The sequence below is a fragment of the Roseburia sp. genome (genome assembly GCF_041325975.1).
GTDB lineage: Bacteria > Bacillota > Clostridia > Lachnospirales > Lachnospiraceae > Roseburia > Roseburia rectibacter.
Genome location: NZ_JBGLEJ010000005.1, coordinates 960527 through 987262 on the forward strand (window position 1 = coordinate 960527; position 26736 = coordinate 987262).

Consider the following 26736-nt stretch of genomic DNA (forward strand, 5'->3'; position numbering starts at 1 on the left):
AAAAAAATATTTCCGAACTGCTTTTGTTGTATTTATTATATAAAAGGGAAGAAAATTAAAATACCGTAAATAATTGATAAAATATACCTTGATTTTTGGTCATTGAAAATCAGATGTAAAAAAATAGAGGTATTTTTTTCTAATAAATACCCCTGTCCTTTTGATCATCTTCTGACGTACCTGAATTTTATGATGTTATAACCAATCCCCCTCACACTCTATTCTCACTTCAGTAAAATGGAAACTGCATATGCTTTACATACAGCTTCTGAAATTCTTCTGTGTCTGCAAGATTGATTTCATTCGATAACGTTGTAATTTTTTCTGGCTTCAGCCCATTTTTTTCTTTTTTGCCAGTCAGGCAACAGACAGCGCCCTCTAAGGCGCTGTTTCCGACAGGAATCAGCTTTCCTCGTAGTCCTGACGGCAGAAGTCCGATCCCAACTGCCTTTTCCATATCAAGACCTGTACCAAATCCGCCTGCCACATATACCCGATTGATCTGTTCATATGGTATGTGTGCTTTCTGCAGCAGAACTTCCACACCTGCGCAGATAGCTGCCTTCGCCATCTGTATCTGTCTGATATCCTCCTGTGTAAAATAGATTTTACCGGGTACGACCGGAAACCCTTTGGTAAACCATGGCTCTTTCAGGGTTCCATATGTATCAACGATACGATGGCGCACTAATTCGTACATCACGTCAATAATTCCTGTTCCGCACAACCCGATCGCGGTTTTGCCACCAATCATTTTCGTCACCATATTTTCTTTTCCGAACAGAACTGCACGGCAGACAGCCCCCGGTACTCCCGGCACTCCACAGGATATGTTTCCACCCTCGAATGCAGGTCCTGCTGCAACGGATGATACAAGGAAATGATCCCCCGCAGATAAGACCATCTCACCGTTTGTTCCGATATCGATCAGCATCTCACACTGATCCGGACGCATATCGCATCCGATCATACCTGCTGTAATATCACCTCCGACAAAAGCAGAGATTCCCGGAACGATGTATACTTCCGCACACTGGTTTATTCCGATATTCCCACTATTTCTGACATCTCCATACTCTCCAGTGCTTCTGATGTTTCCTCCATCTCCATATTCTCCAATACTTATGCCTTTCTTTACATCTTCACACTCTCCGGTTAATTCGCTCCAAGTCATCTTCTCCGGCGCAAGATTTACCGGTGTAAACGGCGCAATTCCAAGTCCCGCACAGGAATACCCAAGCAGCAAATGGCACATAGTTGTATTTCCAGCAATCACGATCTTACTGACACTTTGTGTGCTTTGTTCATCCATTTTCTGCCCAGCAAGCAATATTCCTACCAGATCTTTTATATCTTTTAAAATGCTCTGTCTTAAATTTTCTGCGTCACCAGACGCTGCCGCCCGGATTCTTGATATCACGTCTGCTCCATATGCTCTCTGATGATTGACGCACACTGCTGTATTTATGCATTTTCCATCCGTAAGTGAAATCAGCTCGCCTGCCAGCGTGGTCGTTCCGATATCGATTGCAATGCCATATGTAGAGTTTTCTGTATCTACGCTCTCTAATGGCATTTCCAAAGCCAGTGATATCTGCTGGTTATCTTCTGTTCTCTTTTTTTCGATAAATTCCGGCTGCCTGTCCCCTGCATCTTCCTTTTCCCATACAGATACTCCTTGCCCATCACCTGCTTCCTTTTTTCCACGGATAAATTCAGTCTGCACATGCATCTGCTCCCCACCTTCTTCTGGAATGCGCACATACATATCGCCTGATGGAATCGTCATACAGGAAAGACGCCATCCTTCTTCTAACTCCTTCTCTGTAAACACTTCTTTTTCCCGTGGTTTGGGTGGATCTGCTTTTTGTATTTCTTCTATTATAATGCAACATTTTCCACAGGTACCTTTTCCATTGCAGGGTGCATCTAAATATTCCCCCTGTGCTCTCAATAGTTCCAGCACTGTCCTGTTCTGGTTTTGTTGTAAAAAAACTCGTTTCATCAATTCCTACCTGCCATGAACTTACTTATTGAAATAAATTATACCATTCTCCCTACAATATGGAAACACCACTTCTTTCTGTTATCAACAATATACATACACTGTTTTGTCAGCAGCAATTGCATATTTTCCTTGTTTAGCACAAAATATAATGCTATGATATTTTGCAGAAAAAAGAAATAGAGATTCGTGTAAAAAAGATATTTTTCACACGTAGAATGGAGATTACTATGAAACTGATATCCTGGAATGTCAACGGGCTGCGTGCCTGTATTCAAAAAGGTTTTCTTGATTTTTTTCATGAAATAGATGCAGATATTTTCTGTATTCAGGAATCGAAACTACAGGAAGGACAGATTGACCTTCCACTGCCCGGTTATTTTTCGTACTGGAATTACGCAGAGAAAAAAGGTTATTCCGGCACCGCAATTTTTACCAGAAAAGAACCTTTAAATGTGACCTACGGCATCGGTATCGAAGAACACGACAAAGAAGGACGTGTCATCACTTTGGAATACCCTGATTTTTATATGGTTACCTGTTATACACCAAATTCACAGAATGAACTGGCACGTCTTCCTTACCGTATGCAGTGGGAAGATGATTTCCGTACTTATTTAAAGAAACTTGATGACGTAAAACCCGTCATTCTCTGTGGAGATTTAAATGTAGCACACAAGGAAATTGACCTAAAGAATCCAAAAACGAACCGGAAAAATGCCGGTTTTTCAGATGAAGAACGTGCAAAAATGACAGAACTTTTAGGCGCCGGTTTTACAGACACTTTCCGTTATTTTTATCCGGATATGGAACAGATCTATTCCTGGTGGTCTTATCGTTTTAAGGCACGTGAAAAGAATGCCGGATGGCGTATTGACTATTTTATCACATCAAACCGGCTCAAAAACAAACTCACCGGTGCAAAGATCCATACAGATATTTTCGGCTCAGACCACTGCCCGGTAGAATTAGATATCGACTTATAAAATGAATTGCCCCTATAAATACTGGTTTGTTGGACTATGAGTTCCCCGGCAAAGGGTGATATCGCAGTTTTGTGATTGGCAAATTGCATCAAGCCGGGACTGTTTTGTTTCCGTTGTCCGAAAATAAGAAACTCTAAGCATGCCTGATTCAGGTTGGGGCGGAGTGACGTGTGCGTCCTAAATGTGCCGTCCGGGCACATTAGGACTTGTGCTGCCGTCCGTGGCAGCACAACACTGTGTTACGGACAGGCATCCTAAGAGTTTCTAATTTTCTCCCAAAGTCACAAAAGCAATCCCGGCTTGATGCGATTTGCCAGCCGTAAGGCTGTGAACCACCCTTCGTCGGGGAACTCATTTTACAACCTTGGGGGTGCGTAAATTTTTAGTGTTTTGTGTCTGAATCTGATTAAAAAATATTTCTAAATAACTATATTCAATAATTTATTATTTGTTTGATAACGCTGGCAAAAACCTCAATATATTCCACTATGCTCATGTTTATTGCCATACACATTTGAAGAATATTTTGTGTTATTGGTCTGACAATTTACGAAACAATTCATGTAGTACAATGTAGCAGATGGAAATTCTGGGAAGTCACTAGGCTGAATATCAATGATACAACACCTTAGGATTTTAAGCATATTTCCATTCGTGCGAATATCAAAAATCCGCACTTACGCCCCCAATTCTGAGATGAACCGCCAACCCAAATGGTGTTCACAACCTGACGGCTGGCATCTTGCGCAAAGCCGGAGCTAATTTTGTGACTTTGGGAGAAAATTAGAAAATCTTGGTGTGCCTGTCTATACATAGTGATGTTCTGCCACGGATGGCAGAACAAGGCAGCATCGAGTCATGGATGACTCGTTGTTGCCGTTCACGTCACTCCGAGAAAATCTAACTCAGACACACTTAGACTTTTCTTATTTTCGTACAACGGAACAAAAATTACTTCGGCTTTGCGCAAGATGCCACTCACAAACCTACGAAATACTATTTGAGCGGACGATTTATTTCATAAACAAACCAGCATTTGGCAGGCAACGCATTTATCCCATACTACTTCAACTGATCCACCACTTTTTTCAGTTGCACAAACGCCTGCTCTAATGTTCTTCTCGGACATGCAATATTAATGCGCTCAAATCCTATTCCTGTTTTTCCAAAAATAGCTCCGGCATCCAGCCACAGTCCGGCTTTGTCGATCAGAGCCTCTAGTTCTTTTCTTTCCAGTCCAAGCGCTTCAAAATCCAGCCAGATCAGATACGTTCCTTCCGGCTCGATCAATTTGACTTCTGGCAGATTTTCTTTCAGATATTCACGTACAAAGGAAAGATTTCCAAGCAGATATTCTTTTAACTGCAAAAGCCATTCTGCTCCTTCTTCATAAGCAGCCTGACACGCGACAAGTCCCATCAGGTTTACCTGACTGTACCCCGCCTGATCCACCGCACGGATAAATTTTTTACGCAATCCTTCGTCAGCAATAAAAATATTTGACACCTGAAGTCCGGCAAGATTGAATGTTTTGCTTGGTGCTGTACAGATCACGGATATCTTCTCAAATTCCGGTTCTATAGACGCAAATACATAATGTTTATTTCCCGGATACACAAAATCACTATGGATCTCATCGCTGACAACAACAACCTGATATTTCAGACATATTTCTCCGATCTTTCTTAATTCCCATTCTTTCCAGACACGTCCTACCGGATTATGCGGACTGCAGAGTAAAAACAAATGAATCTGATGTTCCTTTATTTTTGCCTCAAAATCTTCAAAATCAATCTCATAATGACCATCCCGCAAGACGAGATCACTGCTGACTAACTTTCTGTCATTTGATTCGATCACCTGACGGAATGGATAGTATACCGGCTGCTGAATCAGTACGGCATCGCCTTTTTCTGTATAAGCACGTACTGCTGCCGCAAGTGCAAAAACGACCCCTGGAGTTTTTATCATCCATTCCTGCTTTGTGTTCCAGTCAAAATGATCACGGTACCATCCTGACACTGCTGCAAAATAATCTTCCTTACTGTCACTGTACCCATAAATCCCATGTTCCACTGCTTTCTGCAGTCTTTTTGTTACCGCCGGCACAGTCTTAAAATCCATATCAGCAACCCACAGTGGCAATACATCTTCTTTTTTTCCACGCTCTTTTGCGAAATCATATTTTAAACATCCGGTTCCTCTTCGCTCTACTACTTCATCAAAATCGTACTTCATGACATACTCCATTCCGGGATACTGCTCCTTTGCTCATCCTTTGTATTTCTGTTATCAGTTGCCGCATCCTTTTTCTCTTTTATCATTTAATTCATATCAAATTAGTATGATATTAGCATTTTCAATATCATATGTCAATAGTACTAAAAAAGACTGTTCAAACGAAAATCTGTATTCTCCTTCGAACAGTCTATGATCTCTTATATATAATGATAAGTTTTTATGAATTTCCGTGTCTGATATCACGGATTGGAATATTAACAAACAATGCCGGTACAGTTCCATTGTTTGACTCTGACTCTGTCTGTGTGATCTGGATGTCAAGGCCTTCCATATCAATATCCATATGTTTTGAAATTACCTGAATGATCTCGTTTTTGATCTGCTCCATCATTTCCGGGGAACAGCTTGCGCGGTCAGTCACCAGCAAAAGTTTTAAACGGTCTTTTGCAACATCACCGGAACTTTTCTTTTTAAATAAGTCCATCAATCCCATGACTGTTCCTCCTAATTTTTCTTAAATAAATCTTTTAATTTTGAAAATACTCCCTGTTTTGCCTCAAGATCAAGGAATGCGACTTCCTCGCCAAGAATACGATGGCAGATATTTTGATATGCCTGTCCTGCAAGACAGTTGCTGCCAACTAACGGCTCACCCTGATTCGTAGAAATTACGATATTCTCATCATCCGGTACTGCACCGATCAGATTGATCGCTAAAATATCGCACACATCTTCTACATTCATCATATCGCCACGTCTTACCATGTCCATACGCAGACGGTTTACGATAAGATCAACCTTTTGGATCTGGTTTGCCTGAAGCAGTCCGATGATACGATCTGCATCACGCACTGCGGAAACCTCAGGTGTTGTAACTACAAGTGCTCTGTCTGCACCTGCAATGGCATTCTTAAATCCCTGCTCGATTCCTGCCGGGCAGTCTAATAAAATATAATCGAAATCCTGTCTTAAATCTTCGATCAGCGCCTGCATCTGCTCCGGAGATACTGCTGACTTATCTCTCGTCTGTGCTGACGGTAAAAGACATAAATTCGGATATTTTTTGTCTTTGATCAATGCCTGCTCAACACGGCAGTTTCCTTCTACAACGTCTACCAGGTTGTAAACAATGCGGTTTTCAAGTCCCATTACAACATCCAGGTTACGAAGTCCGATATCGGTATCGATCAGCACTACTTTTTTATTTAACTGTGCCAGACCTGTTCCAACATTTGCGGTTGTAGTCGTTTTACCAACTCCGCCCTTTCCGGACGTAATTACAATAACTTCACTCATTTCAAAAAATTCCTCCTGCCGTTAAATATCGCTTAATAGTTCTTTTGTCAGCGGTTCAATACAGATTGTTCCATCTTTTAAATACGCAATCTGCGGAGACGTGGTCGTTTCCTTGACCTTTTTTCTTATTTTACGCCTGCCAAAAGGTTTGTCCGGACTCTTTGCCAGAACATTTCCAATGCGGATCTGAATCGGGTCCATATCCAGTGCAACGATAAATGCACTGTCATCTCCACCAAGTCCTGCATAGACACTTCCTTTTACCGCTCCAAGTACAACGATACTGCCGTTTGCCATGACTGCTGCGCCCGGATTGACATCACCTACCACTACAATACCTGTTTCGCTCTCAAGTGTCTGACCTGAGCGAAGCGTTCCGCGGTAAAACTGAGTCCCTCCATCCACATACGGCTGCTGCACAGATGCCTGATATTCTTCGATCTGCTGCTTGACGTATGCTTCACGGTCCGGATCATGATCTACAATGCACAATATCTCGATACTTGTATTAGATGTCACTGCATCAATGATAGCCATTTCTTCATCATGTGTCAGCTTTCTTCCCTCGAAAGAAATCGCCAGTTTTGCCCCTTTAAAGAACTTCTCTGACTCTTTGAACTTCTCGACGATGGCATCTAAAAGTGCTTTAAAAGATATCTCATTGCTTAATACAAGATGTATCCCGTATTTATTACTTTTTATAACAACTGCCTGTGACATATCGTCCCTCCACTTTACTATCCGATTTAGTATAGCAGATTCTTGAAACAGGTGCAATGCGACATGAGAAATTTGATTGAAATTTTTATATTTTTTTATGTTATATTGTCATAAACGCTGACATGATACATGCTCCCTCTGCCCCACATTCACACACAAGGTCAACTTTTCCATCACCAAACCCGATTCCACCGATAGCGTATACCGGTATATGCACGGATTTACACACCTGCTTTAAAAATTCTGTTCCACGCGGCGGAAGCCCCTTCTTACAATCTGTGGCAAAAATATGACCTGCGGTCAGATAAGATGCACCTAGTTTTTCCGCCTCGATAGCATCCTCCACAGAATGAACGGAACAGCCTAAGATCATTTTAACTTTTGTCTCTGTCTGCTTTTTCTCATTTTCCGTTTTTTCCATATAAACTCTTAATAATGGAAGCGGCAGATGAATGTACCTGCTCCCTAACCGCTCTGCGACTTCCAGATAACTGTGCAGAATACAGATCACCCCATATTCTGCACAAATTTTTAAAACCTGTATTGCCAGACTTTCATATTCTGTTTGCGGCAGATTTTTTTCCCTTAATATCAGCGCCGCTGGTTTCTTTTCACATACTCTTTTAACCTGTTCTAAAAATGGGCGGTCACAAAGTGTGCGATTTGTAACCGCAATTATTTTTCCCGGAATTGGATTTTCTTTTTTATACATAAATATAGTCACTCATAACAGGCTGCAGTCCTTCTTCAAGCAATGCATCATACACCTGTTTTACTGTCCTTCCATCCGAAATTTCAAACTGCTCATCTCCCTGATCCTCAAGTCCCTTTGCATGGCTTCCGATACCGGTGCTGACTCCCGCAGAAATCTTTGTTGCAGCGATCTCCATCAGACTGTCTCTTACCCTCGCACACTCTCTGGTAGAAACCGTGATACTTGCAAATGGCATAAACAGACGGTACGCCGTCACAACCTGCAGAAGCTGTTTTTCATGCACATCCATCGGGTTAATCTTGTCATTATTGATAATCGGACGAAGTCTCGGACAGGAAAAAGCAATCTCTGCATGCGGGTATTTTCTCTGCAGCAGATAAGCATGCATTCCTGTCGCAAACGCATCTTTTCTGAAATCATCCAGCCCTAACAGTGCTGCAAATCCCACACCTCTCATACCGCCGCGGATTGCACGCTCCTGTGCCTCCATACGGTATGGAAAAATACGTTTGTGTCCTGCTAAATGAAGTGTCTCGTATTTATCTGAATTATAGGTTTCCTGAAAAACGGTCACATAATCTGCACCGCATTTGTGCAGATATGCATATTCATCAGAATTCATCGGATAAACTTCAAGTCCTATGACTTTAAAATATTTTCTTGCAATTTTGCATGCTTCTCCAATATATTCCACATCCGACATTTTTCTGCTCTCACCTGTCAGAATCAATATTTCCTGCAGACCTGATTTTGCGATCTCAGCCATTTCTGCTTCAATTTCCTCTGTATTCAGCTTTGCCCTGCGGATGCGGTTATGACAGTTGAATCCACAGTAAATACAGTAGTTTTCACAATAATTTGCAATATAAAGTGGTGTAAAAAAGCAGACAGAATTACCAAAATGATTTTCTTTTTCCACCTTTGCGCACTGTGCCATTTCTTCAATAAAAGGCTCTGCCGCAGGTGACAGCAACGCTGCAAAATCTTCTGGTGTACGGTTTCTTTTTGTAAGTGCCCTCCGTACATCTTCCGCTGTGTAACTGTCATAATCATATGCCTGCATTACTTCAACCACCTGTTTTGTGATATCGGATTTCAACGCTTCCATCCCCGGCAAATATGTCATATGATCGATTCTCGCTTCTTTCTGGTGTTCCTTTATCTCGTCGCTTAAAATACTTTCATTGATATGTTCCATGATTTTTTATCCCCTGTGCTTATTTTGAACCCGAAACTTTTTATATTCATTTTTCTGTTCAAATCAAATTATAAAAAATGCATTATATTTTCTGATTCAAAATTTCCATAAAACTAATTTTTATTCTGCTCCCATATTTGCCACTCTGATTCTTCTGAATTATTCAGAGAGAAAACCCGTCAGTGGAGAAGATGCACTTGCCCCACCCATCTTGACACGTCCACAACCCGACAGGTATGCTTTTCTTCCGGCTTCGATAGCCTCACGGAAAGCAGATGCCATTGCCGGAATATCACCTGCTGTCGCAATCGCAGTATTTGCCATAACCGCTGCTGCTCCCATTTCCATAACTTCACATGCCTGGGATGGTTTTCCAATGCCAGCGTCCACGATAATCGGCAGGTCGATCTCATCGATCAATATCTGGATAAAATCTTTTGTACATACTCCACGGTTTGAACCGATCGGCGCCGCAAGCGGCATGATACAGGCTGCACCTGCGTTTTGCATATCACGTGCTGCGTTGAGATCCGGATACATATATGGCATTACAACAAATCCTTCTTTTGCTAACACTTCTACTGCTTTCGCTGTCTCATAATTGTCCGGCAGCAGATATTTTGAATCATGAATGACCTCGATTTTCACAAAATCACTGCCGCTGATCTGTCTTGACAGTCTTGCAATACGGACTGCCTCCTCTGCATTTCGTGCCCCGGATGTATTTGGCAGCAATGTCACATTCTTTGGAATATAATCTAAGATATTTGCCACACCACCCTCATTTGCACGTCGCAGTGCCATCGTCACGATCTCTGCTTTTGCTTCTTTTACTGCTGCATCAATCAGCTCTAAGGAATATTTTCCGGAACCTAATATAAATCTGGAGGTAAACTCATGTCCTCCTAATGTCCATGTATCTTTCGTCATTTCACTCATTTTTTTCCTCTTTTCTGTTATGTCTGTACTGTTATATCTTTTCTGATAACACAGCTATCAACTCTTTTTTCTTTTACAATTTTCTTTATTTCTGCCAGATATTCCGCTTATGCCAGCTTAACAGCCGCCACCCATAAAACTGACAATTTCTAAAATGTCATCATCCTTTAAAACAACTTTCGCATAATCTTCCCTGTCTAAAATCACATAATTGTGCTCAACTGCAATCTGTGCTAACACGTAATGATTCTGCTCTAAGTAATCAAGTATCGTTGTCCCTTCCGGCAACGTTGCATGCTTTCCATTGATCTCCATAAATCCTTTCATTTTCCTCCTTTTGTTTTTTCAGGCAAAAACAAAGAGTCGCTTGCGACTCTTTCGCACTCGAGCAGTGCTATTTACAGCTAACTTCTTCTCCGCGAGATGCGCATCCTGCCCGGAGGGCTTTTTGATTCATAGGACGTAATTTCCTATGAATCAAAAAAAGCGTTCACAAAGAAATACACCCAAGGTGGTGTACCCCTTCATGAACGCTCTGCTCACTCTATTTCAGATGATAGCACTATACAGTGGTGAAGTCAAGAAAAAAAGTTTATACTAATTCACTATATTTTACTCCACTTGTGCAGCACTGCTGACACCTTCCGGCGTCCGATGCTTCGTTACAATGATTTTTTTGTCAATCTGGTCTTTTAGTTCCGATACATGTGAAATGATGCCTACCAGACGATTACCCTCTGTAAGCTGTAACAATGCCTTTAATGCCTGCTCTAGGGCATCCTCATCAAGCGAGCCAAACCCTTCATCCACAAACATGGAATCCATACGGATTCCGCCTGCATAAGACTGTATCTCATCCGACAATCCAAGTGCAAGCGACAATGATGCCTGAAATGACTCTCCGCCGGAAAGTGTCTTGACACTGCGCTTTGTTCCGTTATAATGGTCTACCACACAAAGTTCCAATCCTGCTTTTTCCTTGCGGCTTCCTGTCTCCTCCTCACGCTGCAGTTCATACTGCCCACTGCTCATCGTAAGCATTCTCCTGTTTGCACGGATCAATATCCGGTCAAAGTAAGCCATCTGCACGTAAGTTTCTAATTCGATCTTTGCCTTTCCGGTCAACATACCGCTTGCTGTATCGGAAAGCGACTTCATCCAGACATATTTCTGTTCAGTCTGTGCAATCTCCTCTTGTTTTTTACTGACATTTTCACAGATATTCATATTCGCATGATAAGAAGTATATTTTGATGCCCTGTTTTCTTCGATCTCACTTCTTTTTGTCCGCAGTTCTTCCGCCTGTTTTTCGATTTCTTCTTCCGGAAGTGCTATCAACTTTTCTGTCTCCCTAATCTGACCAAGAAGTACCTGAATGGCACCTTTTTCACTCTCCGTATTTTTTTCGTAATTATTATAGGTTTCCCTCGTCTTTTCCCTGTTCTCTTCAAGATTTTTCTTTTGTTCCGTACATTTTTCTATCTGTGACTGTACTTCCTCTTTTGTAATATCTTCTACCTGCTCTTTCAGTTCTTTTAAACCTTTTTCTTCGTTTACATACTCTGTCTGTAAACGTATTATCTCATTTTCTGCCGCACCGATCTGACTGGTAAGTTCTTTTATTTCTGTTTCATCAAGCGGAATCTGCTTTTCTAATGCAGCCTTTTTTCGTTCTTTCTCCTGCTTTTTGGATAATTCCACCTGTTTTTCACTGGCTGCATTTTGCATCATGACAATCACATCCTCTGCGAAAGCCATCTGTTCGTGCTCTGCTTCCTGTATTTTCTGCACGATAGTAGTGCCGGTATTTCCGAAGATATCTGCCTGACTGCATACAGACTGCATGTCTGTTCTCATCTGCTTTTCGACAGTCTCTTTATTTCCTGTCAGTTTTGCGATTTCTTCCTGGATGCTGCTGATCGTTACACGTATTTTTTGCTTTGATTCTTCACTTTCTTTTAATTCACCTGCAATCTGTTCCACACGCTCCCTGTCTTTTTTTGCCTGCAAAAACTGCATATTTCGTTCTCTTTCAATTTGGGAAAGCTGTGATAAAACAATCTGGGAATCTTCTGTATTTTCCAGCATAAAGCCACAGTCAGCAATATTTTTCTCCCACTGCTGTTTCTGCTGTGTATAACGTTCCTTTGCCGTAGCATTCTTCTGTCCAAGGGCATTCTTCTTTTCACTTAACAGCGTCAGTTCATTCTGCGTATCCTGCATCTTTTGTTCTAACAGATTCTTTGTGTCCAAATCATTCTTTGCCTTTTCTTTTTGACTTTTATATTCTTGTCTTTGTACCTCATTCGCATTCTTTTGTTTTTGATTCTCCAGCCTGATCTCTGCTAAAGACATTTTGTCATCAGATATTCCCAATAATTCCTTTGCATCTTTTAATACAGCAGATATTTTTTCTTCTTCCTGTACCATAAGCTGATGTGCCTTTTCACTCAGCCTGCTGACTTTTTCCCTTGATTTTGCATCCTCCGCTTTCGCATTCTCTAACTCATCCCTCTCCGGAGTCTCCTGTGGTATAACTGCCGGCAGGGGATGATGCACTGAGCCACAGACCGGGCACGGTTCTTCTTCTTTCAGTCCCTGTGCCAATATTCCTGCCTGTGCATCCCAGAATTGCTGCTCCATCTTCCTGTAATGCTCACTTATCTGTTTTTGCGCTGTGACCTCTTTTTGATACTCTTTTTGTGCCTTTTCCCTGTTTTTACTGATTTTTTCCCAATCTTCTAACTTATCTTCCAGTTCATCCTGTCTGCGTATCGCTTCCGATACCTTAATACTCTCTGTTTCAGCCTGTTTTTCCCTTCTTTCTGCGTCGGAAACCTGCTCTAACATTTCTTTTTGCTGCTGCAGTTCGCTGCTTTTCGTATCATACTTCTTCTGTGCATTATCCTGTTCCATGCCCAGTCTTTTCACTTCTTTTGCTGCCGTTTCCAACTGTTCCGTAATCTCTGCCAGATTTCTTATTTTCTGTCGGATATCATTTAATGCGTTCTTACAGACAATTTCACAGCCTGCAGCATCTTTCTTCTGTTCCTGTTCTTCTTTTAGTTTTTGTTCCTGCATTAACAGATGATCTTCTGTTTTCTTTTGTAAACTTAAACTTTCCTTTCTGACTGAAAGTGCCGTTTCCAGTTCAACAATCTTTTTTTTCTGATTTTCTAACGAATCTCTTTTTTCTGTAATTGTGTGGATTTCCCGTTCCACACGCTGTTTTTCTACAGTAGCACCCTCATATGATTTTAAATTTTCTTTCTCCTGCTGCAGTTTTTCCTCCAGCCTGATTTTTCTCTGTTCCTCCTGCTGCTTTTTTTGAACTTTCTCTTCTATATTCTGCTGTTTTGTCCGCTGTGCCAGGTCAAGTTTCTGGATTTTTTCATATAGTGTCAGCTTCTTTTCATATTCCTCCACTGCCCTGTCTAATCTTTCGCAGTCTTTTGCTGCTTCTTGGGCGTACAACATATCTTCTTTTGCCTTTATAAGTAGTGGTTCTAATTCCTTTAATCTTTGCTTTTTCTCTTCTAATAACTGCTTTCTTTTTGTATTTTCCCGTACTTTTCCACTGAGTTCATCCGCACTTCTGATCTTTTCATCAAGTGTCTGTTTCTCATTCTGTAAATATTCTAATGACTCTTTCTGTACCTGGCAGAGCTGCTCTAAAAGCAAAATTCCCTCTTCCACCCTGCCATCAAACTTTTCTTTTTTGAGCAGGCTCATTTTTTCAGCGATTGCTGCCCCTTCTTCATTCAATGAATCACTATCACAAACAATTCCATCCATATACTGATTGATACTGCGCCGCAGTTCATCATATTCCCTCCACTGCTTTTTCACAGCATCTTTCAGCCGTTCCTGCAGCACACGGTAAATATCTGTACCGAATATCTGTCGAAAGATCTTTCCTCTCTCCTCCGTATTTGCAAACAATACTTTCTGAAAATCTCCCTGTGCGATCATCGCTATCTGGGTAAACTGTTTGCAGTCTAAGCCAATCAGTTCTGTGATGGCACGTGTAACCTCTCTGCTTTTTGTCACCGGTTCCCTGTCATCCGGATACTCTAACGTAGCATTCGCTTTTTCCATTGTCATTCCGGTTCCGCGTCCTTTTGGACGCATGTATTCCGGATTGCGTTCTACGATATACCGCTTATTTGCATACTCAAACGTCAGACGCACAAATGTTTTCACATCCGCTTTGGCGTATTTACTGCGGAACATATCCGCTTTGCGTACATCACCGCTGGCTTCCCCGTACAATGCAAATGTGATCGCATCAAAAATTGTAGTCTTTCCTGCTCCGGTATCTCCTGTAATCAGGAATAATCCCTGTGATCCAAGCCGTTCAAAATCTATGGTCTGTTCTCCCGCATATGGTCCAAATGCACTTATTGTAAGACTGACTGGTTTCATAACCGCTCCTTTTTCCTGTTTTATGAAAACATAATAATATTGAGATCAAATAGTTATTTACAATATTAATGTAATTCCTCTAATAGTTTTTTTACAAAATTCTGCTGTTCTTCATTCATCGGCTGATTATTTTGTATCTCGTAAAATTCTTCAAACAATTCTATCTCTGACTTTTGCTCCACATGCTCCGTCACTTCAACCTGCCTGCTCTGTCTGGTTCTGCTATTATCATAGACAAGCTGCATCAGATTGGGATATACCGTCCGAAGTTTCGCCATTCCATCCGGGACATCTTCCTCATCAGTCAGCGTGATCTGCAGATAATCGTCCGTTTCTGTGCCCTCATAAAAATCTTTTGCCATCAGTTCCATGTAGGTTCCACGAATCTTACGCAGATCACGAAGAGGTTTCAATGGAACCTTTTCAATACAGATATCCCCCTTCTCCTTTATCTCCATAACAACAACAGACTTTTCCTGTTCTGCCTCTGAAAAAGAATACTTGAGCGGTGTTCCGCAATAACGCAGTGTCTCCCGGCTGATATACTGTGGACTGTGAATGTGCCCCAGTGCAACGTAATCAAAAATATTAAATACTCCCGCCTCGATCTGGTCTAATCCGCCAACAGAAACTTCTTCCGACTCACAACGGGCTGCACCTGTCACAAACTGATGTGCCACTAATATATTACGCTTTGATATGTCTACCGGCATGTGTGATACGACATACTGCAGTGCATCCTGATATGTTTCCACTGTCTCCACGTTATCTTCTTTCGCAAGATCCTGTTTTGTCCCGGCATCATTTTTCCCAATAGATATCCCCTCTGTCACATTTCTCCACGCATGGCGCACAACCGCAGGACGTATAAACGGAAGCAGCCAGATACACAGTTCTCCGTATTCATCCTGACAGGTAACGCATCTTACCTCTCCATCATAAACCGGAGAAACATAAACTTCCCGGCTGCTCATAAGCTGCGCACCAAATGCAATGCGTTCCGCTGAATCATGGTTTCCACTGACTGCAAATACCTTTTTCCCGCAATCTGCAAGTTCTGTCAGAAACTTGTCAAACAACTGTACCGCCTCTGCAGACGGAACTGGCTTATCATAAATATCCCCCGCGATCATAACTGCATCCACCTGCTGCTCCAATGCAATTTTTTTGATCTGCCGTAAAATATATTTCTGATCTTCGATCATGGAAAACTCATTGACACGTTTCCCAATATGTAAATCTGAGATATGAAGAAATTTCATGTTCTCCCCCTGTACTATATCAATCGTAATATTTGATTTAAATGTACCACATAACACCGCGCAATGCAAACATATGTTTTGTTTTTGTTACTTTTTCACAAAAATCATTCCATCATACAATTTTTCCGGCGATTGTGATATGCGGTAACTTTGAGGGAAAATACTCATAAAAAACGCACTGTAACCCTCTCCTAATGATCCCATAGAAACATGATCTGTAATCTGTTCTTTCAGTTTTGAATTTTCCGGAACCTTTGAAAAATCCAGCCAGCACATATCATAACCGGCTTTCTTCGCGGCTTTTGCAAGAGGATCATACGAATAAAACGTGTGCGTGATACGCTTTCCATCACTTTTCGGAAGATTGCAGTTTGTCTTGTAAAAATCTGTTCCTATTGCAAAATATCCTTCTCCAAGTTCATCCGATAAAATATTTCCCATAACCCTGTTATCCGTGCCATAATTTCCAGACCGCTCTATATGTCCATTGTGACCGGAAATAAAAATACATGCATTCCCCCGTTGTTCTTCCATAGAAAGAATCCACATCACATTTTCTGCCATCCGTTGATCTCTGAGCGCATTTCCTTCTACGGCAGAATCGATCACTTTTCCAAGAGAAATATTCTGCAGCAGCGTATCTGCCAGATGATCTGCCTGTTTAATGTCTTTCGCATCTGATTCCTGCAATTCTTTTTTTATCTCCATTATAATCCTGGTCTGTTCCTCAATATCATAGCCGCCGTCTGCCTCGTCATTGTCTTCTAATTTTTTCAGTTCAGTTACGTCGATTCCTGACGCTTTACATGCCTCGGTCAGATACTGCAGATTATAGGACCAGTTTTGCATGTCAAACCCATAAAATCTTAAGTCATCTCCAGCCTTTGCAGTCTCATTGTATTTTCGCATATAAGAAATCAGATCTGCCATCTCATCGGTTCTGTATATTGCAAAGCCAATCGCCGCGGCAGCCTGCTCTGCCGTTCCTTCCCCGCCGTGAATGTAACGGTTCACATACTCACATCCGCCATAGTCTCCCTCCAGTGCAAATGCCCTTATCCCGGCATTTTCCACCAGATTTTGAAATACGGAAAGTTTTAACTGCTGAAACTCTACATTTCCATGGGATGCTTCCCCTAATGCCACAATCTTTGTTTTCTCCGGTATTTTTATATTATCCACCTGGTCTGCGTATTGCATAAATTCCGTTTCATCAGCACATGGTCCGGTACCAAATCCTCCAAAATGAGAATATATACTGCCGACAGCAACTATACCCAGCAGGATTATACCTACGACAACCCAGATTCGCGAATGTTTTTTCTTTTTCATAAATTTCCCTCCCCAAAAATTATCTGCTTTACTTAATTCACGACTTTATCTTAACAAAAAAGGAAATGTACCGCCATTTTATTAGCTTACATTTCCCTGATAAATCTTACATTTTTGTAAGATTGGAAGAATCTTCAAATTTATATTGCAAGATAACTTTACTTCCCAAAAGTGTGATCGCCTTTTGTGGACAATTACATATACAGCGGTAACACATCGTACATTTGCCACCTGGATGAGGTCTTCCATTCTCCATCGTGATATTTTTCATGGGGCAGATTTTTGCACACTTACCACATCCCACGCAATCCTGATTTATTTTTAGCTGGTCGGTATATCCCGCCGTTTTTTTATAAAACCAGAGCCTTTGTCCAATAAGTCCTGCTATATGGGCGAAAATTGTCAGTCCCTCCGCAGGATAATCCCCCTGCCTGATCCGTTCTGCAGCTTCTTTCACTTTTTCATCCGCTTTCCTGATGATCTTTTCATTTTCTTCCACTGATTTTTTCAACATTTTACTGTCACATATGGAATCCGGCATTTTAATATGTACGCCGCCTAAGATTACTGCTCCGTATTTTTTCAGAAGTCTCGCCGCACATCCGGCGCCGTCCCCGCTAAATGCTCCCATGGTCGCGACACATATCATTTTCTTGCCCTTCCATAAAGAGGCATGCGTTTGGATAAAATCTCTGATCATATATGGTGCATTCGAAAACTGCGTCGGATATCCCAGGATAATCGTTTCATTCCTTTTTATTTTATCAGTAACAGATTCATCCTCTAATGGAACCACATCGGCTGACGCATCAATTAATTTCACCAGTCTTGTAACACAATGTTTCGTATTGCCTGTACCACTCAAATAGATTCCTAACATACACTTACTCACTCCCAATAAAATTTTATGCAGCTCCTTTAAGTGCAACCTCAACCGCCTTCTTAATAACAATACTCGAATTCGTCGCACCTGAAACGGTATCGACGTCTATTCTCTGTTCATCAACGATCTCATTTTATTCTCCGATATAAACTCCATCCGGAATATCCGAAATATTTACTTCTTCAATAGTCGTTTCCTTTACAGCCCGCTTATACTCTCCAACACGATCTATATAAGCAGTTCCAAAAATTAATGCTAAAAGAAGAAACAACATAATAAGAATCATCACTATCTTTTTTCTGGATATACTCATTTCAAACTCCTCCTTTTTCTATTATTCTGGTATTTTTCTATAGAATATTTTCTATGGAATGATACAGCATGCAAAACCCATCCTCTAAAAATTCGCTCTTCGATAAATCCATCGACATTTTGATATATTCTTCCTTATTCGCCGCAAGCTGTATCAGTCCTGCTAACATTCCCCAAAGCTGAAAGATCGTAGGCATTATTTTTAAATCTTCACGCAAATCGCCTTTTTGAATGCCTGCCGCTAAAAATTCTTTCATTTTTTCATTGATTTCTTCCCCTACCTGATAGGTAGCTTTCTCTTCCGGCAGATAATCATGATCTTTAAAATCAACATTAATTTTGTCTAACACCATTTTAAAATAAAACGGAAATTCCTCCTGATACTGTATTAAACCTTTACAGATCATATCGTATCTCGCCCTTGTTGTCTGCTGCTCTTCTAACGCAGCAACTATATATCCATATAATTTTTGCATGCTCTCTAAAACCAGCAGACCAACGATCTCCTCTTTGTTTTCAAAATATACATATAACGTAGCTTTGCTGTACCCGGCAGCTTTTGCTATATCGCTCATGGAAGTTGCCGTAATTCCATTTTCCATAAACAATACCGATGCCGCTGACGCAATATTTTCTCTATGTACTGCCCTCGGTTCTTTTTTTCTTCGTCCCATATACCTCTCCTTTTTTATTAATTAAACTCTCAGTTTAATTATATTGACAAATATATGGATTGTCAATCCTTACCCTTACACACAAAAAAACCCGCACAAACCTTTCGGTTCATGCGGGTCTTCTCTCTATATATTACCTTCTCCCAAAAATAACATATCCCCTTTTTAATTTATGCAATACACATTATTTGTTTGCAATTGCTGCACTGTGCATGCAGCACAGGCAGCATTTTACCTTACAACAAATTATTTATTTGCAATAGCAGCCTGTGCTGCAGCTAAACGAGCGATCGGCACACGGAATGGTGAACAGGATACATAATCCAGACCAATCTTGTGGCAGAACTCAACAGATGAAGGATCTCCACCGTGCTCACCACAGATACCAACATGGAGTTTCGGATTAACCGGTTTTCCAAGTTTAATAGCTGTCTCCATTAACTTACCAACACCTGTCTGGTCAAGTTTTGCAAATGGATCGTTCTCGAAGATTTTCTTATCATAGTAAGCATTTAAGAACTTACCAGCATCGTCACGAGAGAATCCATATGTCATCTGTGTTAAGTCGTTTGTACCGAAGCAGAAGAAGTCAGCCTCTTTAGCGATCTCATCAGCTGTAAGAGCAGCTCTTGGGATCTCGATCATAGTACCTACTTCATAATCAAGTTTGATACCTGCTGCTGCGATCTCAGCATCTGCTGTCTCAACAACAACCTGTTTTACATATTTTAACTCTTTTACTTCGCAAACCAATGGGATCATGATCTCAGGTTTTACAGTCCAGTCAGAATGTTTCTTCTGAACGTTGATTGCTGCACGGATAACAGCTTTTGTCTGCATCTTTGCAATTTCCGGATAAGTAACTGCAAGACGGCATCCTCTGTGTCCCATCATTGGGTTGAACTCATGTAAAGAAGCGATGATGTTCTTAATTGTCTCAACAGATTTACCCTGAGCTTTTGCAAGTTTCTCAATGTCAGCTTCCTCAGTAGGAACGAACTCATGAAGAGGCGGATCAAGGAAACGGATAGTAACTGGGTTGCCTTCCAGAGCTTCATATAATGCTTCGAAGTCTCCCTGCTGATATGGCAGGATCTTCTCTAATGCAGCTTCTCTCTCTTCTACTGTATCGGAGCAGATCATTTCACGGAAAGCAGCGATTCTGTCTTCCTCGAAGAACATATGCTCTGTACGGCAGAGACCGATACCTTCTGCACCAAGCTCACGAGCTTTCTTAGCATCTGCAGGAGTATCTGCATTTGTACGAACCTTAAGAGTTCTGAACTGATCAGCCCATGCCATAACACGTCCGAACTCACCAGCGATCGTAGCGTCAACTGTCTTGATAGCTCCATCGTAAATGTTACCGGTTGTACCATCGATAGAGATATAATCTCCCTCATGGAACTCTTTGCCAGCTAATGTGAATTTCTTATTCTCTTCGTCCATAGCGATATCGCCACATCCGGATACACAGCAGGTACCCATACCACGTGCAACTACGGCTGCGTGAGATGTCATACCACCACGAACTGTTAAGATACCCTGGGAAGCTTTCATACCAGTAATATCTTCCGGAGAAGTTTCAAGACGCACCAATACGACTTTCTCTCCTCTTGCATTCCACTCTTCAGCATCCTCTGCTGTGAATACGATCTTACCGCAGGCAGCACCCGGAGAAGCACCAAGTCCTTTTCCGATCGGTGTAGCAGCTTTTAATGCAGCAGCATCGAACTGTGGATGAAGTAATGTATCAAGGTTACGAGGATCGATCATAGCGACTGCCTCTTCCGGAGTCTTATGTCCCTCGTCTACTAAATCACAAGCGATCTTAAGTGCAGCTGGAGCTGTTCTCTTACCGTTACGGCACTGAAGCATGTATAACTTCTTGTTCTCAACGGTGAACTCCATATCCTGCATATCATGATAGTGATTCTCAAGAGTCTCACAAACTTTAAGGAAGTCTGCATATGCCTCCGGGAACTCTTTCTCCATCTGAGCGATCGGCATAGGTGTACGAACACCGGCAACTACGTCCTCACCCTGTGCATTGATTAAGAACTCACCCATCAGTTTGTTCTCACCAGTTGCAGGATCACGTGTAAATGCAACACCTGTACCAGATTCGTTATTTAAGTTACCGAATACCATAGGCATTACGTTAACTGCAGTACCCCAGGAATATGGGATATCGTTATCACGACGATATACGTTCGCACGTGGGTTGTCCCATGAACGGAATACAGCCTCGATAGCAAGTTTTAACTGCTCAACAGGATCTGAAGGGAAATCTGTTCCTAACTGATTCTTGTACTCAGCCTTGAACTGCTCTGCTAACTCTTTTAAGTCAGCTGCTGTGAGGTCGATATCGAATTTAACGCCTCTTTCTTCTTTCATCTTGTCGATGAGCTGCTCGAAGTATTTTTTACCAACTTCCATAACTACATCTGAGAACATCTGAATGAAACGTCTATATGAGTCATATACGAAACGCTCGAATGCAGGATCCGGATTACCTTTGATCATAGCAGCAACTACTTCGTCATTTAAACCAAGATTTAAGATGGTATCCATCATACCTGGCATGGAAGCTCTTGCTCCTGAACGAACAGATACTAACAATGGATTCTCAAGATCGCCGAATTTCTTTCCGTTGATCTCTTCCATTTTCTTAACGCCTTCCATAGCCTGAGCCATGATCTCGTCGTTGATCTTACGACCATCTTCATAGTACTGTGTACAAGCCTCTGTTGTGATTGTGAATCCCTGTGGTACAGGAAGTCCGATGCTTGTCATCTCTGCAAGGTTGGCACCTTTACCGCCAAGCAGGTTACGCATGGTCATGTCGCCTTCGCTAAACATATACACCCATTTGTTTGCCATTTTGATAATTCCTCCTAAATTATATTACTATGTAATTATGGACACTGTATTTGTTTCCATAATCAAGCCATGTCATGTACATTTCTAAAACGCACATATTCATTCTATCATATTTTGTCTAAATAGCAACATTTTTTTTGCTATTTATCCCTGTTTTTTTGTTACATTTTCACAATGTAAAACTTTGTTTCGTGATGTGGAACATTTTGTAAGTATTTATTTCTTTTTCCACTTCGCATACAGCGTCATTTTCCCTGTGCTGCCTTTTTTAATTGAGGTTACCTTTTTGGTACATTTTTTATCACGGTACCATGTGGTGTCAACTTTTATGATCCACGCAGAACCAGCACAAGTTGGAAACAGTAGCTGCCGGTGCATCTGGAATCTCAGATAAACCAGAAAAGGACCCACAACCACAGGGCACAAAGTTCAAAGTCGTAAGTCCAAAGGATAAAATAAGCCCACAGCAAGTCCACGAGAATGACTTAAGCCCATGCATCGGCTTCGCTGAACGCACATAAAAACAGACGGATCATTCCCTCCCAACCGGAAAATCCGTCTGTCTTTTTCTTTTCCTTTTTATTCTCAGACTCTAAAAATCCTAGAAATCTACTTCCGTATCATAGTAGCAGCACTTCAGCAGTTTCTCCATCTCCTCCTGACTCGGCTGACGCGGATTCGATCCGGTACAAGCATCTAAGATGGCATTGGCTGCGATTTCCGGCAGTCTCTCTAAGAATACCTCTTCCGGCACAAATCCCTGCTCCACCGGATAACTGTCTGCGCCATAATTTTTGATGCAGTGCGGAATCTTTAAGTCATCATTCATGCCGCGCAGATATCTGATCAGCAGATCAACTTTCTCATCTAAAGAATCTCCGCCAAGTCCCATAAAATCAGCGATCTCACCATAGCGTTTCTTTGCCGTCTCATCTTTTGCATTGAACGCGATAACTTTTGGCAGATACATTGCATTTGCTGCACCGTGGATGATATGTGCACCGTAATCTGCAAATGCTGCACCCGTCTTGTGTGCCATGGAATGAACGATACCAAGCAGTGCATTGGAAAATGCCATACCTGCAAGGCACTGTGCATTGTGCATGTTATCCCTCTTTTCCATATCCCCGTTATAAGATCCTACCAGATCTCTCTGGATCATCTTGATCGCATGCAGTGCAAGCGGGTCTGTGAAATCACAGTTTGCAGTAGATACATATGCCTCGATCGCATGTGTCATTGCATCCATTCCGGTGTGTGCAACAAGTTTCTGCGGCATCGTCTCTGCAAGTTCAGGATCTACGATCGCAACATCCGGTGTGATCTCAAAATCAGCGATCGGATATTTGATACCTTTCTGATAATCTGTAATAATAGAGAATGCTGTTACCTCTGTTGCAGTTCCTGAAGTGGAAGAAATTGCACAGAAATGCGCTTTTTTGCGAAGTTTCGGAATGCCGAACACTTTGCACATATCCTCAAATGTGATATCCGGATACTCGTATTTAATCCACATTGCCTTCGCTGCATCGATCGGTGAACCTCCTCCGATCGCAACGATCCAGTCTGGTTCAAACTCCTCCATCGCTTTTGCACCCTTCATTACAGTCTCCACAGATGGATCCGGCTCAATTCCCTCAAAAAGCTGTACTTCCATACCGGCTTCTTCCAGATACTGTTTTGCACGGTCTAAGAAGCCAAAACGTTTCATGGAACCACCGCCTACACAGATGATCGCCTTTTTGCCTTCAAACGTCTTTAATGCTTCTAATGCCCCTTTTCCATGATACAAATCGCGTGGTAATGTAAATCTTGCCATCTTTCCTCCAATCTGCTGCCATCCTCTGGCTGCCCCCTGACACAATACTGTATTTTATGTGTCCTTAACTGTGTGCAATTTTTATGTAACTGTCACATATTTTGTTAATTAAATAACAATATGTATAGTAATATTATATCACACTTTTCAAAAATAAGAAGCTATTTTATGCATTTTTAATAATTCTTAATATTTTCTAAGCATTGTTCTTAAATCCACATTTCGGGCAGACATTTCCTCCCTTATATACATAACCACAGCGGAAACAGCAGATCGTATCATGTTTTTCTTTCGCCAGATAAGAAATATTTCTCGAATCCGGTTTTTCCTGCAGGTAATGTATAAATTCGTTTAACACTCCCGCATATGCCGTCAGCTGCTTATTGTCCACCGCATACGGAATTTTCGTCTTTTTTCCATTTTTTTCAGTCACATAAACTCCACGGTTTAAAAGTCCTGTGGATGCACTGATCTCCAGAACAGATGACACATCGATCCGGTAGGATGTCATAAGAGTACTGTAATAAAGATGTTCCGGCGTCAGAATGATTCCCTCTTTTCCACTGTTATTCCGCGATGTATCCACCACAAAGATCGGGTATTCGAACAGACCGTTTCCTGCGGCATAGGATGCCATGGCATAATCGATAACCTCTGTTTCCTGCGGTGCTGCCTGTTTTAACAGCACTTTTCTTGCCGGATAAAAATAGTGTTTCTGATTTTCAGCGATACCCGCTTCTTTCAGTTCATTTTTGAGTTTATTTACCAGCTGTTCACATTCATCCGTCTTGATCTTTGAGAGACGCCTGCTTAAAAGTTCTAATGCATTATCTTTCAGATCTGGTAAATAAGGTCCGTCTGCTATCTTCTGATATGCATCCATTCCCTCCTCAAAGGACATATGCACCGGATCACCGGCAATCTCTGCAATCTCATTTTCATCCATCTGGCGGATTTTGTTCTCGATCTGCTCAAAATACGGCAAAACCAGCCCCGGCTCAAACTCCTTTTCTTTCAGACGCTCCTTAAGCTCTGTCAGATCATCTCTGGTGATTTTTCTCGACTGGCGGATCATATTTTTTATTTCCTGCTGTTCGGCAAGATTTTTCTGCGATTCTAACCGTTCCTGATATGGGGTTAAATCTACTCCTTCGTATTCTTTTAATTTCTCCCGAAGTGCATGGTAACGTGCCCTGTCCATATTAGGCGGCATTTTTCCAACCAGCTCTGCGACTTCCCGCTCTGCCTGTGTCTGCATTTTCTGTTTCAGATTTAAAAGCAGATTCTGTTTTTTCTCCTGCGGCAGCTTTTCCTCTGCAATCTCGTCATAGACACGGCGCATCACGGCATAATTTTTATCTGCGCAGCTCTCTGCCTTTTTATTTAACGCGGTAAGCTTTCTGTCCTGTTCTTTTTCCTCTAACATATCCAGGTATTGTTTCCGCTCTTCGGGCGAAATTCTTGTTTCATGCATGAGCTGGTGTTTTAATTCGGAAAGCTGGCGCTCTGACATACGGTCTGCGACTCCAAATTTAGCCTGATAAGTCTCGCGGACTTTCTGTGCCTCCGCATTATTTACCTGTGCATATTTTTCATCGGACGATTCCCCGCTGATCTGCCCAGCTTCGTGCGGCTGCCTGCTGTCACTCTCATATCGGGAACCTTTCACATGGCGTCGTTCGGTTTCATCCTGACGTGCATCTGCATACAGCCTTTCGTTCTCATTCCGTGAAATATTTCCCTCACGTCTTTCATTCTCACTCTGTCGTGCATTTACATGCAGACTTTTCTCCTCATTCCGGCGTGCATCTGCCTGCTTTTCTTCCCGCTCGTTCCGCTTCCATCCACTTTCACCCGCGCTTTCATTTCCATGCTGTTTTTCTTCGTGCCGGTTCTTGCTCTCATCCTGCTCTTCTTCATCATCTGTGACTTCGTCCTGATCTGATGCAGGCGTACTCTTTAACTTTTTACGACGCTTTTTTTCCTCCTGTATGGCAGGTTCGCAGGCTGCAATACTGCTTTCCGGGAAAAATCCCTCTTCTATCTTATTTAATAATTCCTCAAAGTCTGCATCTGAATATTCCGGCAGATCCTCGCACAGTTCCTCAAGTGGCTGCTGCTCATCCTCGACACCCGCCGGCTTTCTGCCGTCCTCATATTCATTATAACGACTGTTTGCCTCATGCTCGCCGTTACGCCCCATCAGCTCAAGATAATCTTCGTATGCCTTTTTATCCTCCTCAAAATCCATCAGATAAATATCGCCGTCTCCAAGAAGTTTCCATGGGCGCGGCGTATAAAATCTGTGACACGCCGCACAGGTACATGCTTTTGCCAAAAGGACTACTCCCTCAGGCGTCTCAATCCGAAACTCTTTTCCTTTCGGATACATGATCATATGCAGATTTCCTTTGCATTTTGGGCAGCGGTAACCAACTTTATAAAAGTTATTGCCAATCCTGCCTTTTGCTCTTTCTGACAGTGAAAGTTCTGTTCTCTCAAAAACAGTATGCGCCATCTTCCATTCAACTTTATGCCAGAGTCCCTGTTCCTCGTCTGCTTCCTCTTCCTTCTGCACTGCTTCTTTTGCCTCAAGTGCCGCCTGTATCACATCTTCATAGGTAATACGCTTTCCTGCATGATAAAAACGGAAATACTGCGTGGTATATTCCGGTTCAATATAGATTCCTGCAAGCACATGCCCGAAAAGAGTATTCAGCTGCTCCGTATTTTTTTCCACACGAAGTCCCTGGATCGTCCCCCATTTTCCAAATGCATACAGGATCATATTGATCACATCCCGTACTGCTGCCTCATCGGTATCTTTGATCTCATCTTCTTTGATCGGCAGATCTACAATATTTTCCGCCACTTTTCTGCTGTCAAAATGAAAAAACAGGGAGCGCACTTCCCCCTGTAAAATGAGATAATTATCAAGTGCCACAAAAAGACCTGTCCAGTTTACATTTGCATGCATGGTCTTTATCAGCCGTTCAAATGTCATTTTTAATTCGCTATCTGCTTTTAATACGATCACTTTTTTCAC

21 protein-coding genes are annotated in these 26736 nt (G+C 41.8%); 1 reads left to right on the plus strand and 20 read right to left on the minus strand.

What is annotated here, in order from left to right; genetic code table 11:
• Positions 1-229: 229 nt before the first annotated feature.
• The gene (locus ACDD58_RS15820; protein ID WP_370778355.1) at positions 230-2005 is read right to left on the minus strand and encodes an ASKHA domain-containing protein; all 1776 of its coding nucleotides are present in this window, start codon (positions 2003-2005) and stop codon (positions 230-232) included.
• Positions 2006-2235: 230 nt separating this feature from the next.
• On the opposite strand from ACDD58_RS15820, the gene ACDD58_RS15825 reads away from it, so the two are divergent.
• On the plus strand, positions 2236-2991 hold the full coding sequence (locus tag ACDD58_RS15825) for an exodeoxyribonuclease III (RefSeq protein WP_117922531.1): 756 nt from the start codon (positions 2236-2238) through the stop codon (positions 2989-2991).
• A 1062-nt stretch (positions 2992-4053) separates the two neighbouring features.
• On the opposite strand, the gene ACDD58_RS15830 is transcribed toward ACDD58_RS15825, so the two are convergent.
• From ACDD58_RS15830 to ACDD58_RS15920, 19 genes are all read right to left on the minus strand, one after another.
• Positions 4054-5241, minus strand: a complete 1188-nt coding sequence (locus ACDD58_RS15830; RefSeq protein WP_370778357.1) for a MalY/PatB family protein — start codon at positions 5239-5241, stop codon at positions 4054-4056.
• A 208-nt stretch (positions 5242-5449) separates the two neighbouring features.
• Positions 5450-5725, minus strand: a complete 276-nt coding sequence (gene minE, locus ACDD58_RS15835; protein ID WP_006857669.1) for a cell division topological specificity factor MinE — start codon at positions 5723-5725, stop codon at positions 5450-5452.
• Positions 5726-5736: 11 nt separating this feature from the next.
• Positions 5737-6528, minus strand: coding sequence for a septum site-determining protein MinD (gene minD, locus ACDD58_RS15840; protein ID WP_118210614.1), 792 nt, complete (start codon positions 6526-6528; stop codon positions 5737-5739).
• A gap of 21 nt (positions 6529-6549) precedes the next feature.
• Positions 6550-7248, minus strand: a complete 699-nt coding sequence (minC, locus tag ACDD58_RS15845) for a septum site-determining protein MinC (RefSeq protein ID WP_117922303.1) — start codon at positions 7246-7248, stop codon at positions 6550-6552.
• 100 nt (positions 7249-7348) lie between these two features.
• The gene (locus ACDD58_RS15850; RefSeq protein ID WP_370778360.1) at positions 7349-7960 is read right to left on the minus strand and encodes a thiamine phosphate synthase; all 612 of its coding nucleotides are present in this window, start codon (positions 7958-7960) and stop codon (positions 7349-7351) included.
• On the minus strand, positions 7953-9161 hold the full coding sequence (thiH, locus tag ACDD58_RS15855; protein ID WP_370778362.1) for a 2-iminoacetate synthase ThiH: 1209 nt from the start codon (positions 9159-9161) through the stop codon (positions 7953-7955). The genes ACDD58_RS15850 and thiH overlap by 8 nt, the downstream gene beginning before the upstream one ends.
• 159 nt (positions 9162-9320) lie before the next feature.
• Complete coding sequence (locus ACDD58_RS15860; RefSeq protein WP_117922300.1) at positions 9321-10100, minus strand: thiazole synthase; 780 nt, start codon at positions 10098-10100, stop codon at positions 9321-9323.
• A 117-nt stretch (positions 10101-10217) separates the two neighbouring features.
• Entirely contained in the window at positions 10218-10427 is a 210-nt protein-coding gene (gene thiS, locus ACDD58_RS15865) for a sulfur carrier protein ThiS (RefSeq protein WP_241070691.1), read from the minus strand.
• Positions 10428-10712: 285 nt separating this feature from the next.
• Positions 10713-14525 carry an AAA family ATPase gene (locus ACDD58_RS15870; protein ID WP_370778364.1) on the minus strand — a complete coding sequence of 1271 codons (3813 nt, stop codon included), beginning with the start codon at positions 14523-14525 and terminating at the stop codon, positions 10713-10715.
• 65 nt (positions 14526-14590) lie between these two features.
• Positions 14591-15787, minus strand: a complete 1197-nt coding sequence (locus tag ACDD58_RS15875) for an exonuclease SbcCD subunit D (RefSeq protein WP_117922298.1) — start codon at positions 15785-15787, stop codon at positions 14591-14593.
• Positions 15788-15874: 87 nt separating this feature from the next.
• Positions 15875-17119 (minus strand): erythromycin esterase family protein, encoded by a 1245-nt coding sequence (locus ACDD58_RS15880; RefSeq protein ID WP_370778366.1) that lies wholly within the window; start codon positions 17117-17119, stop codon positions 15875-15877.
• A 106-nt stretch (positions 17120-17225) separates the two neighbouring features.
• Entirely contained in the window at positions 17226-17999 is a 774-nt protein-coding gene (locus ACDD58_RS15885) for an EFR1 family ferrodoxin (protein ID WP_370778367.1), read from the minus strand.
• Between the two features lie 25 nt (positions 18000-18024).
• A complete protein-coding gene (locus ACDD58_RS15890; RefSeq protein WP_334294428.1) occupies positions 18025-18129 on the minus strand; it encodes an FMN-binding protein in 105 nt (34 codons plus the stop codon).
• 6 nt (positions 18130-18135) lie between these two features.
• Positions 18136-18315: a hypothetical protein gene (locus ACDD58_RS15895; protein ID WP_241070692.1), complete on the minus strand. Its 180-nt coding sequence runs from the start codon at positions 18313-18315 to the stop codon at positions 18136-18138.
• Between the two features lie 37 nt (positions 18316-18352).
• Positions 18353-18988, minus strand: coding sequence for a TetR/AcrR family transcriptional regulator (locus tag ACDD58_RS15900; protein ID WP_117922296.1), 636 nt, complete (start codon positions 18986-18988; stop codon positions 18353-18355).
• A gap of 246 nt (positions 18989-19234) precedes the next feature.
• Entirely contained in the window at positions 19235-21871 is a 2637-nt protein-coding gene (gene ppdK / locus ACDD58_RS15905; protein ID WP_117922295.1) for a pyruvate, phosphate dikinase, read from the minus strand.
• A gap of 216 nt (positions 21872-22087) precedes the next feature.
• Positions 22088-22249 carry a hypothetical protein gene (locus tag ACDD58_RS15910; protein WP_117922294.1) on the minus strand — a complete coding sequence of 54 codons (162 nt, stop codon included), beginning with the start codon at positions 22247-22249 and terminating at the stop codon, positions 22088-22090.
• 223 nt (positions 22250-22472) lie between these two features.
• Positions 22473-23690 (minus strand): iron-containing alcohol dehydrogenase, encoded by a 1218-nt coding sequence (locus ACDD58_RS15915; RefSeq protein ID WP_117922293.1) that lies wholly within the window; start codon positions 23688-23690, stop codon positions 22473-22475.
• Positions 23691-23886: 196 nt separating this feature from the next.
• On the minus strand, positions 23887-26727 hold the full coding sequence (locus ACDD58_RS15920) for a hypothetical protein (protein ID WP_243103006.1): 2841 nt from the start codon (positions 26725-26727) through the stop codon (positions 23887-23889).
• Positions 26728-26736 lie beyond the last annotated feature (9 nt).